We start from the raw sequence: 12837 nt of genomic DNA, 5'->3' as shown, positions 1-12837 counted from the left end.
TATAGGTAGAAAGATGATTTTTTATCTAAATATTCTCTGAAATATGGTAAACTTATCGAGCAATGTTTTTGTTGCATGTGCTGCAGTTATTTTGCAGTTTTCAAAACTTATTGAGCTGCTTTTGTATGAGTGGCCTTGAAGATAAGTAATGGTCGAACGTTATTCGGCTGTTTGTATTATTTTTATGAAGAGGATCGGGCTGGAGACGAGAATCTGGCTTGGGTGAGCTGCATTTGAGGTTTGAGAAACCTTGAGTGGAGCTCTTTTTGTTTGCTTTAGTTTTTAGTTGGGGGGATTCACTGTCGTCCTCCGGTCAGGTTCTTGGGGGCCGTGGTCGCTGTGGGCACGATTAAATAAGAACGTACGAGCTAAAGCTCGTGCGCAACAGTCATATTGTTGGCTTTGCCAACGGACGATCAAGGAAGCCAAGTTCGGGAAAATCTCGAAACTCGGCCTCCGAGTAAGCATGCCCTATGGCATGCCAACACGGATTTCACGGCTTGGGCCCCCAAGAACCTGACCTGCGGACTGGGTGGATCATCCAAATCTTCCTTTTTTTTGGGGGGTGGTGTCGACTTCCGCCACTCCGTGTCTAGTTTGGTCTTTGTACTGAACCCGATTCTTATGTTTACGTATCTAAATATTGATTATCGTAATTTCCACTTTACATCAGTAATAAGAAGTATCACTTATCAAGTGAAATTAAGTATCTATCTATCTATCTATCTATCTATCTATCTATTATTTAATACAACCAAAAAGATCACCGAAGGAAACCGCCTCGAGTGATCTTTTTTTGTATTATGAAAAATCTGTGGGAAATGTGAAGTAAGTGATTCTATCTCTTCAAATCATGATCGGATTTCTTCAATACTCCTACTACTTGGTGTGGCTTGTATGGTGCTTCTAGGTAGTTGATATCTTCTGGTGATAGTTTTACGTCTACTGCTCCTACTGCGTCTTCTAGGTGGTCTGGTTTTGTTGCTCCGATGATTGGGGCTACTACTTGTTTTTTGTGTAGTAACCAGGCTAATGCTACTTGGGTTCTGCTGATTCCTAGTTTTTTTGCTACTTCGCCGACGTGTTGAACGATTGCCTCGTCTTGGTCCTCTGTGCTGTCATATTTTGCGTGGGCTACTTTGTCTGTCTTTGATCGTTTTGTATCTGCGTCCCAGTCTCTCGTTAATCTTCCCGAGGCTAGTGGGCTGTATGGTGTTACTGCGATGTTTTCCGTTTCACAGAGTGGCATCATTTCTCGTTCTTCTTCACGATTTAGTAGGTTTAAATGGTTTTGCATGGAGACGAATTTTGTCCATCCGTGTTGTTCAGCTATCATGTTTGCCTTCTCAAATTGCCATGAGTACATTGCTGAAGCTCCGATGTATCTAGCTTTTCCGGATTTAACCACTTCATTTAATGCTTCCATTGTTTCTTCGATTGGAGTGTTGTAATCCCAGCGATGGATGATGTATAAGTCTACGTAATCCATTTTTAAACGTTCCAAACTGTGGTCGATTTGAGATAGGATTGCTTTTTTTGAAAGTCCAACTTTATTTGGCTTGTCACTTTGGTCGAAAAATACTTTTGTGGCTACCACTAATTCGTCACGATTTTCATTCTTTAAGGCGTTACCTAAATATTCTTCACTGTCACCATATGAATAGACGTTGGCTGTATCAAAGAAGTTGATTCCTAGTCGTAATGCTTCTTGGACTACTTCGGTACTTTTTTCTTGATTGATTGCCCATGGAAATTGTCCATGATCTGGGTTACCAAAGCCCATTGTACCGAGGCAGATTCTTGATACATCAAGTCCTGTGTTGCCTAGTTTTGTATATTGCATACAATTTATTCCCCTTGATAAATATACTTATAGTTCAAGTTTATACCTTCTGAATGTTACTGGTAATAGTTAATCAGTATTTGAATGTGTCAGGAACTTCCAAGTAAGACAGTGGACTGAGCCGCCTGGTGTGGATAACTTATTAACATTGATGGGTATAACTTTTTTCTCAGTATTGTTTTCCACAGGTCTATTCTGAAACAATTAATTAATGGGACTTTAGAGAGGCTATTTCTTTTTCAGTCAATTTCAAATCAACTGGATAAGAACCAGTAGTAATAATTTGTTGGAAAAGTTGAGTAACGGCCTCACTGGGAGTTATATTCAAATTTTTCAATATCTGTACAAGATTGCGTTTTTCATTTGTATCAATAGAAATACGAATTGGAACATTATTGTTAAATGACTTTGTAACCATAATAAATCCTCCTATATAACTAGTGTTTAAAGTTAAGTATAGACTTATAAGACCAAAAAAATACTATATTGCTGTAGGAAAAATTCCTTAAACAATATAGTATTTTATTTTCGTTATCAAATTTACTTCGTGTTCTCACGAATTGCGTCGTTAATCTTTGTTTCGTTATAACCTAACAAAATCAAGAACATAACAACATACAATGCCAATGGTATCAAAGCATAATTAAGATTAATTGCTGAGATGGCACCTGCGGTTTGGACTTTATTGGAAGAGTAACCTGCGACACTTAACGACTCAGCGGTGATCAAACCACCGAGACCTAGTCCTAGGTTAACTCCGAAGTCATCTGTCGAAGCGAGGACTCCTTCGGCTTGAATTCCCATTGAAGTTCCGTATCTAATCGTGTCGGCAATCATGATTGAAACTAGTCCAATGATAAATCCATTACCGATTGAGTTGATGAAGATTCCGGTGAAAATTACTGGTAAATTCTGAGTGTAGGTTGCGACTGAAATGATGGCTTGTCCAATGAATCCGGTCACGATACCGATTAACATGGTATTCTTTTTGCCCAATTTTGCGGAAACAAAATAAATTGCCACCACTCCGATTAGGGCGGTGAAGGTGAATCCATTGGCGATTGAAACTAAGTTTTCATTTTTCATTACATATTTGAAATAGTAGACGGTCGTCTGATTTTTGATTGAGGTCGTTAACCAATACAAGAAAATGACAATCGAAATTACAATCCAGGGTCTATTCTGTTTTAGCATGTTCCAGACGTTTTTGAGTGGTTGATGACTGATTGTTTTGTCGGTGAAACGTTCTCTGACGTGGAAGAATGTATTTAAAATTAAAGCCAAGGAGATTATTCCAAAAAGAATAATTGTCCCTAAGAAGCCTTTTTGTTGATCGCCTTTTCCAAATAATTCAACTAATGGAAGGGTGAAGACGGCGACGATAATTTGTACAGATGAACCGAAGAATTGTCTGATGACACCGAGTAAAGTTGTTTCCTGTTCGTTGTCGGTCATGGTTGGTAGGATTGATGTGATTGGCAAATTGACGGCTGTGTAGAAAAATCCAAGTCCAAGGTAGGTGATGTACGCCCAAACTAATTTTCCTGCGTGTGGAAAGATGGTTGGTGTCACGAATGTTAACACAGCAAATATCACGTATGGGAAGGCATACCATAAGAAGAATGGTCGACTTTTTCCCCAACGTGATTTAGTGTGATCAATCATGATACCGATAATCAAACTTTCAAAAACATCAGCGGTTCTGGCAACTACGAATAAAATTGCCACTTCGCTGGCTGTTAATCCAAAGACATCTGTATAGAAAAACAGCAGATAAGTAGTCATCATTTGGAAAACTAGATTATCTGCGGCATCGCTCAATCCATAACTGATACGCTCAGTTAGAGAAGTTCGCCACTTACTCATCGGCTATTTCTTCTCTGTTAAACGACGATAGATTTCACGACCTACGATATCATTAGTCCACATCCAAGCAATGTGACCCAATGCTTCTGAAAGGTGCTCCTCAGTTGGTTGGTCGCTGGCTGAAGGAACAGTCTTCATCATTGGCATAATTCCAATGTGGAAGGCAACCCAGATGGCTAAACCAAAGATGGCACCTGATCCAACTCGAAGGTAACGTCTGTTTTGTGTTAAAACTTCATATAGAATTGCAAATGAAGTTGAGAATCCGAAATGCATTAAATAACTAACCCAAGGTAATTTGTGGTCTGAATAAGTATATGTAGCATGTGTAATTTTTTCAGGAATACCGAATTGTTGCAATAGTTTCTGTGGAGGATTGGTTGAATCACGTTCTGCAGTACGTGGTGGTAAAATATTTTCCCAACCTAATTTAACTAATCCAGAAAAAATTCCGGCAGCTGTACCTGCGATAACAGCAGCTTTTAAATCAGTTTTTTGCCTCTTGTTCAATCTCATAATGTTGCCCCCTCAATGTCATTTGACTTCATTATAAAACAACGTAATTAATAACGCATGTCATAAGTATTCGAATTGGTCATAAATTATTCACAATTAATTTAATCTTTGTTCTCACATAGACAATCAATTATTCATAATTGAACGTTATTCTTTATACATAGTCAAAAACAAAGAGGTGACCGGATGGAACGAGACTTCGAAAATTGACTTCCGAAGTGGTTCGTTGGCATTGCCAACAAAAAAAATGTTGCGCATGAGCCATAGGCTCATACGTTCCGATTTTCATAGATTACTTACACAACTTACTAAATATAGATAATCCCTAAATAATTAAATACTTATCTCCCCCCTATAAGATAATATTTAATCCCCTAAATAACGAATATATATAATCCCCTATATAGACAAGTATGCTTGATTGAGAAATCTTTCAGGCCAAAATAAATACACCGCATGCATTGGCATCGGTGTATTTTTTTAGTTGCTCTAAGCACCTTCGGTGCATAGAGCAACTTATGTCTGTGTGAGAAGCACACAGACGTTCCATTAAAAAGAAAGCAGCAGTCAGAACAAAAATAAAGGGTGCATAGAGCAACTTATGTCTGTGTGTTTCTACACAGACGTTCCATTAAAATAAAATCTGTTCTTTTTCTACTGGATATCCATTGTCAGGGATACCCATTTTTTTCATAGCTGATCTGAAATCATAATTTTTATTCTCTTCATAAATATTTGTCCGTACCGGAACAAAAGTTAATGCCCCATTTGACTCAATTCGAGGTTCATATTCAGCGTTTTCTTGAATCCTGAAATCAGAAGGTACAGGCATCAATAGTGAAGTTCCATGCTTGATTATCTTTACTGTCATCTTGTTACCTCCATTTGATATGGCAACTATATACGTAACTTGTGCGTTAATCAATATTAGTTTCAAGTAACCAATCAACAATGTTAACAACTGGAATACCATCAATTTCTTTAACACTATTATTATAACGTTGAGTAATTAATGACTTCTTATAATTGTCTTTTATGTTAAGCAAATTATCGGTCTCATGAGAGTTTTCAGGGATGTCGTAGGCAACTTGAATATACTGTATTTCATCAATTTTTCTAGCGACAAAATCGATTTCTTTAGTTTCCATTTTACCAATATCAACTGAATAACCACGTCTAATAAGCTCCATGTAAACAATGTTTTCCAATTGTCCTGCATAGTTTCCTGGTCTTCGTCCAATTGCGTTACGGCGCAATCCGGGGTCTACTGTAAAATACTTTCCGGATGTCTGAAGATATTTTCTTCCACGTAAGTCATATTGACGTCCTCTGTAGAATAAAAATGCATCTTCAAGCAATTGTAGGTAGGAACTGATGGTGTGGTTAGTTGTTGTTAATCCTTCACTAGTTATAGTGTTAGCAATTCGAGACGGATTTACTAATTGACCAATATTATCAGAAAGAAATCCGACTAATGCTCGTAGGATATCGGTGTCTCTAATCCCAGAACGCATAGAAATATCATTTAAAATAATAGTGTCAAAGATTCCTGATAGTATGGAGTCTTTGATATTTTTTTCTGCTAAAACAACTGATGGGAATCCTCCGTATTGTTCATATTCATCGAATGCAGAATCAACCAAACGTGACTCAGAATCAATATTTTTTGCCGTCAGAAATTCTTTAAACGAGAACGGATAGATAGGTATTTCTACATATCTTCCACTTAATAATGTTGCCAATTCTCCGGAAAGCATTTTTGCATTGGATCCAGTGATTACGATATCACAATCATAGCTAACTCGGATTCCATTAATAACACGTTGCCAGCCGTCAACCATTTGTATTTCATCGAACATCAAGTACTGATGCCTGTCTTTTCTAAGCAACGGTTGTAGTTTTTCTATCAGTTGAGTGTCAGTTCTAATGTTTAATAACTCAAATGATTCAAAGTTTAAATAAATAATATCTTGCTCATCGATACCATCCGACAATAGGTAATCACGATAGAGACTGAGCAGGACCGATTTTCCTGAACGGCGAACTCCGGTTATGACCTTGATATTCTCGGAATCTTTGAATTCAATCAGTTTTTGTAAATATTGATCTCTTCTGATCATAAGTGAGTCCTCCTTGTTTCAATTGGAAGTATATTTCCATTTTACCTTTTAATTGTATTTTTTGGAAGTATGTTTCCAATTTTACGAAAAACTCTCAAAAATGGAAACATACTTCCACTTTTAGCATAACCTATAAACATATCACAATATAAATCATAGGTATTAGACATAACGTCATTGAGGCTTTAATCTAGAAAAGTGATTTAGAGGAAAGCGAGGCGGACGGATGGATATTACCGAACGAGCTTTAAATAATGAATATATTGAAACTAATAGCTCAGAATTTCCGGAAATTAAACGGATTGTTGAGAAGAATGCGGAACTTTTGACGAAGTTCAACTATACATACCAGACCAAGAAACAGAGACAGGACTTGTTTAGTCAGATTACACAACAGTCTGTCTCCTCAACTAACGAAATTAATGCGCCATTTCATACTGATTTTGGCCCACATATTTTCCTTGGAGAAAATGATTTTATTAATATTGACTGTACGTTTGTTGACTTGGGTGGAATTTATCTTGGTAACAACGTTCTGATTGGTCCTAGGACGACGATTATTTCGGTCAATCATGCTGAAGAACCTGAGCACAGATCTGATTTGAGACCGAAATCCGTTCATATCAAGGATGGTGCTTGGCTGGGAGCGGGCGTGATGGTGCTTCCTGGTGTCACAATTGGCGAGAACGCGATCGTTGGTGCTGGCTCGATTGTTACGAAGGACATTCCGGATAATATGATTGCGGTTGGGAATCCTGCGCGAGTCATTAGAGAAGTGAGGGACTGACGTATGAAGAAATATAATTTATACATTCTGGCAGTAGTAACTTTCGTAATTTTAATATTCGTGGGCAACACTCAGGTTGTCGAGGCTAAGGGAACTCAGATTGACATTCAGGTAGGCAAGAAGCACGTTAAGGGGACGCTTAATAACAGTTCTGCGGCGAAGTCGCTTCAAAAGAAATTGCCACTATCCCTTGCTGTAAAAGACTTTCCTGGTGAGCCGGAGAAAAATGCCGACTTGAATTTCAAGCTTAGTACCGATGGGATGCCGAAGGGATCAGCTGCCAAGAAGGGTTCGATTGGATACTGGTCACCCGACAGACGATTGGTCTTTTACTATGGAAAAGTTAGTTATTACCAAGGTATCCATATCATTGGTCATTTCAATTCCAAGAAGGATTTGAAGACGGTTAAGAACATAAAGAAGAATCAAAAAGTAGTAATTACGGCTGAATAAGTCGAGTTAAATAAGAGGAGAAAAAATATGACTGTAGAAAATAAAGTAGTAGTAATCGCTGGAGCATCAAGTGGTATTGGTGCAGCCACAGCAAAGAAATTGGCTTCAAAAGGTGCCAAAGTTGTGTTGGGTGCTAGACGTGAAGAAAAATTGAAGGCATTGGTTGACGAAATTGGAGAGAACGCTAGTTATCATGTAACTGATGTTACTGATCGTGACGAAGTTGCTGGATTGATTAAACTTGCTATGGATAAATATGGCAGAGTTGATGTCTTGTATAACAACGCTGGAATTATGCCTCAAGGCAATTTAGCTGATCGTGATTATGACAAGTGGCAATCAATGCTAAACATCAATATTATGGGTGTGCTAAATGGTATTGGAGCCGTCTTACCAATCATGCAGAAACAAAATGATGGCCTAATTATTAGTACTGATTCAGTTGCTGGACACGTTGTTTATCCTGCATCAGCAGTTTATAACGGAACAAAATTTGCCGTTAGAGCTATTATGGAAGGTTTGCGTCAGGAGGAATATGCCAACGGAATTCGTTCGACAATAGTTTCGCCTGGTGCCGTTAGAACCGAATTGGTCAACACAGTCGGCAACAAAGAAATTCAGGATAGTTTGAAACCATTGTTTGAGGCACCAGAAAAAAGTGGATTATCGCTTTCTGCAGATGATGTGGCCAATGCAGTTGTTTACGCAATTGATCAACCTGAAAATGTAGCAATCAGTGAAGTCTTGATTCGTCCATCAAAGCAACAAGCATAGAAAAAGCCATCATTTTTCGCGGGGAAGATGATGACTTTTTATTTTAAGTCGATTATTAATTGGTTTAGGAATGCCTCTGCAGCAGGAGATAGACGAGTTCCTTTGCTCCAAACTAGACTGGCACCTGATGTTTTTCTTGGTGATAACGGTACGAAAGTTAAATCGGATTGATTAGTGTTGATGATTCCATCAAGGCACAAAGCGTATCCGATACCCGCAGAGACCATCAGAGCAGCGTTGTATATTAGGCTAAAAGTGGCCACAATATTTAATTTTGGCTTGCTATTGCCGTACCAACTCTCAATCAAATCAGTCGACACAGTTTGACGAGATATTATTAAATCTACATCTTCTAAATCTTCAAGAGAAAGATGCTCTTGTTTTGCCAAGGGAGAAATATTAGGCACCAGCAATCCCCAACGACTTTCACCAGGCAAAGTTAAGAAGTCATAGTTGTCCTTATTTGTGGGCTCAACTACAACACCGAAATCAAAAACACCAGATTTTAAGCTACGTCTGACCTCGTTAGCATCAGTGCTAATAATGTTCGTTTGAATATGAGGATAAGTCGTCCGCAAATTATTAATTGCTTGAGCGACATTAAGGAAAATCCGAGTTTCAGCTGCACCAATTACAATCGAACCAGTGATATCTTGATTCTTCTGTACATTTTTCAAGGTTTTATCAGTGAGAGAGAGTATCTGATCAACTTGGTTTGAGAAATATTCGCCACTACTAGTGAGTTCAATATTGCGACTACCACGTTCGAACAACGTCGTTCCTAATTCCTCTTCTAAACTCCTTAGCTGACGTGAGACAGCTGGTTGAGAAACGTGAAGTTGATCCGCAGCACGACTAATATTTTTCTCTCGAACAACAGCTTGAAAGTATCTGAGTACTCTTAATTCCATAATTTTCTCCTATAACGTAAACGTATAGTCTTTGATTCAATATAAGCATTTTACATATATACCGTCAAGCTTTAATCTATTTCTTGTAGATAAATATTAGAGGAGTAATTAAATATGATTAAAGATAAAGTGGTAATTATTACTGGGGCTTCAAGTGGTATCGGTGCAGCAACTGCAGTTTTGTTGGCTAAAAAGGGTGCAAAGTTGGTATTAGGTGCCCGTCGTGAGGATAAGCTACAACAATTGGCTGACAAGATTAAACAGGATGGTGGAGAAGCAATTTATCAAGTAACTGATGTTGTTAACCCAGATGATAACGAATCATTAGTAAAAATAGCTAAGACAACTTTTGGCAAAGTCGATGTTATGTTCTTAAACGCTGGTCTAATGCCAAATTCACCATTGTCAGATTTGAAGACTGATGAGTGGAATCGTATGGTTGATGTAAATATCAAAGGTGTTTTAAACGGGATCGCCGCAATCTTGCCAACATTTAAAGAACAAAAATCAGGTCATGTTATTGCCACATCTTCAGTTGCCGGATTGAAAGCATATCCAGGTGGAGCTGTTTATGGAGCAACCAAGTGGGCAGTTAAAGATTTGATGGAAGTACTCAGAATGGAATCCGCCCAAGAGAATTCACATATCAGAACTGCAACAATTTATCCTGCCGCAATTAAGACAGAGTTGTTGGATACAATTACTGATCCTGAATCAGCCAAGGGTATGGAACAAATTTATAATCAATATGAAATTGGACCAGATCGTATTGCAAACGTTGTTGCATTTGCGATCGATCAACCCGAAGATACCAACGTCAACGAGTTCACAGTCGGACCAACAGACCAGCCTTGGTAGAAACGAGGTGGTTTTATGAGTGAAATTAGTAAAAAATCATGGAGTGCCGAGCAATTGAAAAAATTTTCTACAGCTGATGATATGAGAATTTCGCCATTCTACAGCGATGGGAAAACCTACGGAACACCAACCTGGATTTGGTCAGTGGTTGTCGATGATAAATTGTATGTCAGAGCATGGAACGGTCAGAATTCTTGCTGGTATCAGTCGGCAGTACAACAGCGAGCAGGTCGGATGAATTTAGCAAGTGCAAACTTTGAAATTAGTTTTAAAGATGTTGCTGATCCTTCTTTGATCAATAAAGTGGATGACGCATATCGTGAAAAATACGCTGGCAGTGCATACTTGTCACCGATGATTCAGGATGGTCCAAAAAGCACTACGTTAAATATTATTCCAAGATAAATTTCTTAATCTATGTAAAAATTGGCTGTCTTACATAGATTAGATGACTAGTACATACTTAGTTGATCGACCGCCGCCAACTTTTCTAATTTTGCCATTATTCGATAGATTCATTAGTGCATGCTCAATAGATGATTGACCGTATTGAGGAATATAAGCCATTAGGTCTCGTTTTGATAAAGGCCTTAGTTCATTTTGTAATGATTGGAGTATTAAAATATCCAGATTTTCAGACTTATTTGTGGTAGGTGTTATGCGTGAATCTAGTTCTCTATATGCTTGGAGAATAATACTTAAGAAGTAATTAATGAATGGTAAATAACTATTTGTATTATCACTCCAACCAACTGAACTTTCCTCCAGGGCCTGATAATATTGGGGTTTAAGTTTCTCAATTAATGATTCCAAACTAATATATCTTCCGACACCGTAGTTTGCTTGATATAACACTAAAAGGGTTAATAAACGAGATATTCGTCCATTGCCATCACGAAATGGATGAATCGAAACGAAGTCGAAAACAAATGCTGCACAAAGTATTAACGAAGGAATCTGATCTTTTTGTATCGCATTATTGAATTCCAAACATAAATCGTTGATTAATGTTGGCGTCATAAATGCTTTTGGTGGATCAAAGCGGATTTCTTCAGTCCCATCTGGCAATGTTTCTACGATTTGATTGTCGATATCTTTAAATTTTCCACCCCAGTTACTTGCAGTGAAACTGAATAAATGTTTGTGGAGGGTCAAGATTGTATTTGAAGATACGGGAATATAAGTATATTGCTGATGGATTAAATCAAGCACATCACGATAACCGGAAATTTCTTCTTCACTCCGATTGCGAGGCATAACCTTTCTCGCCATTATTTGTTTTAATCTGGTGTCGGTAGTGTGGATTCCCTCTATACCATTGGATGCCTCGGTACTTTGTATCTTAGCGACTTCAATTAAACGCTCTAATATAGCGTTGTGAGATTCTAGTGATGAGGCCTCTATTTTGCCCCTCAATTCAGAAATTTGAATGAGCTTTTGAGTTATCTCAGGCGTAATCGTGAAATTGTTGAGGGTTTTGTAATCGAATTTCTTCATGGAATCACCTTCTAATCTATGTAATATTAACACATTTTACATGGATTAGACTAATGGAAGTGAAGAATGCTAGATGTTCAAAATGGAAATAATATTGAACTACACAGGCGTATAAATGACGGATAGTTAAATATTATTTTATGTCGTTGTATAATTTATCCTATAAATTTAGAGGGGGTAGATTATATGAACAAAGAGAGACTCATTGCATTCACTGACGCCGTATTGGCTATTGTAATCACTATATTAGTGTTGGAATTGGAAAAACCAACGCAAGTAAGTTGGGCTGGAATTTTTGCTCTCCGCGAAAATTATTTTGCCTACACTACATCATTTTTCTGGATTGGATTAATGTGGTTGTCACATCATAATGGTTGGCAAAAGGTAAAGCAGATTAATAGCTCGATTGTTATTCTTTCACTTTTGATGTTATTCTTCGCATCATTTTTTCCATATACAACCAGTATTATGGCTTCGAATTTTAATAATTCGGTTGCCCAAGCCTTATATGGGATTAATGTGCTATTAGTAACTTTCTGTAATATTGCTATTTCTCAGGCGCTTAACCGTGCTAACCATCACCTACATTTTGGATTGTTATTTACGACACCTAATTGGGCTATGATCTTGAATATACTGATAAAATTTGTCGGCCTGGTCATTACACTTACAATTTATCCACCAATGATGACTTGGGTAGTTATGTTTGATGTTGCATTGTTATCGGTTATTATGTGGGTCACAAGTAAGAATGGGCAAACCATTTAGTTGCTGTATTGAAATGAATTATTGACAATATTTAAAATTCAACAGAAATATCTCACCAAAAATTTAAGGGAGAATGTCATTACTTTTACGTAATTTATCTGTATAGATAAAAGAAAGGTAGTGAATCAATGTAAAGTGGTAGCAATATGCTATATAATTGCTTCGAGGTGATTATTATGACAAATAAATCTGATAAAGTTCAAGTCTCTTTTAGAATTGATAAGGATGATAAAGAAAGGGTTATGGAAATATATAATAATTTGGGAATGAGTCTCTCCACAGCATTCAACGTTTTTGTAAAACGAAGTATTATTGAAGGCGGATTTCCTTTTGAAACAAGAGATCCATTTTATAGCAAAAAGAATATGGATGAACTTGCGAAGAGAATTGCTCAAGCAAAAAAAAATCCAGGAGAGGTTCATCAGCTCCTGGATGACTAGTATT

General features: G+C 37.6%; 15 protein-coding genes. 7 read left to right on the top strand and 8 right to left on the bottom strand.

The window, feature by feature from the left end; translation table 11 throughout:
- Window positions 1-838: 838 nt before the first annotated feature.
- From ABM34_RS08630 to ABM34_RS08605, 6 genes are all read right to left on the bottom strand, one after another.
- Entirely contained in the window at window positions 839-1843 is a 1005-nt protein-coding gene (locus ABM34_RS08630) for an aldo/keto reductase (protein ID WP_048705027.1), read from the bottom strand.
- 208 nt (window positions 1844-2051) lie between these two features.
- Window positions 2052-2261: a type II toxin-antitoxin system RelB/DinJ family antitoxin gene (locus ABM34_RS08625; protein ID WP_048705025.1), complete on the bottom strand. Its 210-nt coding sequence runs from the start codon at window positions 2259-2261 to the stop codon at window positions 2052-2054.
- Between the two features lie 122 nt (window positions 2262-2383).
- A complete protein-coding gene (locus ABM34_RS08620; RefSeq protein ID WP_048705023.1) occupies window positions 2384-3709 on the bottom strand; it encodes an MFS transporter in 1326 nt (441 codons plus the stop codon).
- A gap of 3 nt (window positions 3710-3712) precedes the next feature.
- Window positions 3713-4225 (bottom strand): DUF1440 domain-containing protein, encoded by a 513-nt coding sequence (locus ABM34_RS08615; RefSeq protein ID WP_048705022.1) that lies wholly within the window; start codon window positions 4223-4225, stop codon window positions 3713-3715.
- Window positions 4226-4856: 631 nt separating this feature from the next.
- A complete protein-coding gene (locus ABM34_RS08610; RefSeq protein ID WP_048705020.1) occupies window positions 4857-5096 on the bottom strand; it encodes a hypothetical protein in 240 nt (79 codons plus the stop codon).
- A gap of 46 nt (window positions 5097-5142) precedes the next feature.
- The gene (locus tag ABM34_RS08605) at window positions 5143-6345 is read right to left on the bottom strand and encodes an ATP-binding protein (RefSeq protein ID WP_048705018.1); all 1203 of its coding nucleotides are present in this window, start codon (window positions 6343-6345) and stop codon (window positions 5143-5145) included.
- A gap of 226 nt (window positions 6346-6571) precedes the next feature.
- Here ABM34_RS08605 and ABM34_RS08600 point away from each other — a divergent pair, with 226 nt between their 5' ends.
- Genes ABM34_RS08600 through ABM34_RS08590 form a run of 3 tightly spaced genes read left to right on the top strand, consistent with a single transcriptional unit; the run spans window position 6572 to window position 8359 of the window.
- Window positions 6572-7132, top strand: coding sequence for a sugar O-acetyltransferase (locus ABM34_RS08600; protein ID WP_048705016.1), 561 nt, complete (start codon window positions 6572-6574; stop codon window positions 7130-7132).
- Between the two features lie 3 nt (window positions 7133-7135).
- On the top strand, window positions 7136-7585 hold the full coding sequence (locus ABM34_RS08595; RefSeq protein WP_048705014.1) for a cyclophilin-like fold protein: 450 nt from the start codon (window positions 7136-7138) through the stop codon (window positions 7583-7585).
- A gap of 27 nt (window positions 7586-7612) precedes the next feature.
- A complete protein-coding gene (locus ABM34_RS08590; RefSeq protein ID WP_048705012.1) occupies window positions 7613-8359 on the top strand; it encodes an SDR family oxidoreductase in 747 nt (248 codons plus the stop codon).
- A 38-nt stretch (window positions 8360-8397) separates the two neighbouring features.
- On the opposite strand, the gene ABM34_RS08585 is transcribed toward ABM34_RS08590, so the two are convergent.
- Window positions 8398-9270 (bottom strand): LysR family transcriptional regulator, encoded by an 873-nt coding sequence (locus ABM34_RS08585; protein ID WP_048705010.1) that lies wholly within the window; start codon window positions 9268-9270, stop codon window positions 8398-8400.
- A 114-nt stretch (window positions 9271-9384) separates the two neighbouring features.
- Here ABM34_RS08585 and ABM34_RS08580 point away from each other — a divergent pair, with 114 nt between their 5' ends.
- Together ABM34_RS08580 and ABM34_RS08575 are read left to right on the top strand one after the other, a co-directional pair.
- Complete coding sequence (locus ABM34_RS08580; RefSeq protein WP_048705008.1) at window positions 9385-10128, top strand: SDR family oxidoreductase; 744 nt, start codon at window positions 9385-9387, stop codon at window positions 10126-10128.
- Between the two features lie 15 nt (window positions 10129-10143).
- Window positions 10144-10533, top strand: coding sequence for a DUF2255 family protein (locus ABM34_RS08575; RefSeq protein WP_048705006.1), 390 nt, complete (start codon window positions 10144-10146; stop codon window positions 10531-10533).
- 39 nt (window positions 10534-10572) lie between these two features.
- Here the strand turns inward: ABM34_RS08575 and ABM34_RS08570 are convergent, their stop codons facing one another.
- Window positions 10573-11625, bottom strand: coding sequence for a Fic family protein (locus ABM34_RS08570; protein ID WP_048705005.1), 1053 nt, complete (start codon window positions 11623-11625; stop codon window positions 10573-10575).
- Between the two features lie 186 nt (window positions 11626-11811).
- On the opposite strand from ABM34_RS08570, the gene ABM34_RS08565 reads away from it, so the two are divergent.
- Together ABM34_RS08565 and ABM34_RS08560 are read left to right on the top strand one after the other, a co-directional pair.
- A complete protein-coding gene (locus ABM34_RS08565; protein WP_048705003.1) occupies window positions 11812-12393 on the top strand; it encodes a TMEM175 family protein in 582 nt (193 codons plus the stop codon).
- A 176-nt stretch (window positions 12394-12569) separates the two neighbouring features.
- A complete protein-coding gene (locus ABM34_RS08560; protein WP_048705001.1) occupies window positions 12570-12833 on the top strand; it encodes a type II toxin-antitoxin system RelB/DinJ family antitoxin in 264 nt (87 codons plus the stop codon).
- Window positions 12834-12837: the final 4 nt, after the last annotated feature.

The sequence above is a fragment of the Companilactobacillus ginsenosidimutans genome, assembly GCF_001050475.1.
GTDB classification, from domain to species: Bacteria; Bacillota; Bacilli; order Lactobacillales; family Lactobacillaceae; genus Companilactobacillus; species Companilactobacillus ginsenosidimutans.
This window is presented reverse-complemented; position numbering and strand designations above follow the sequence as displayed.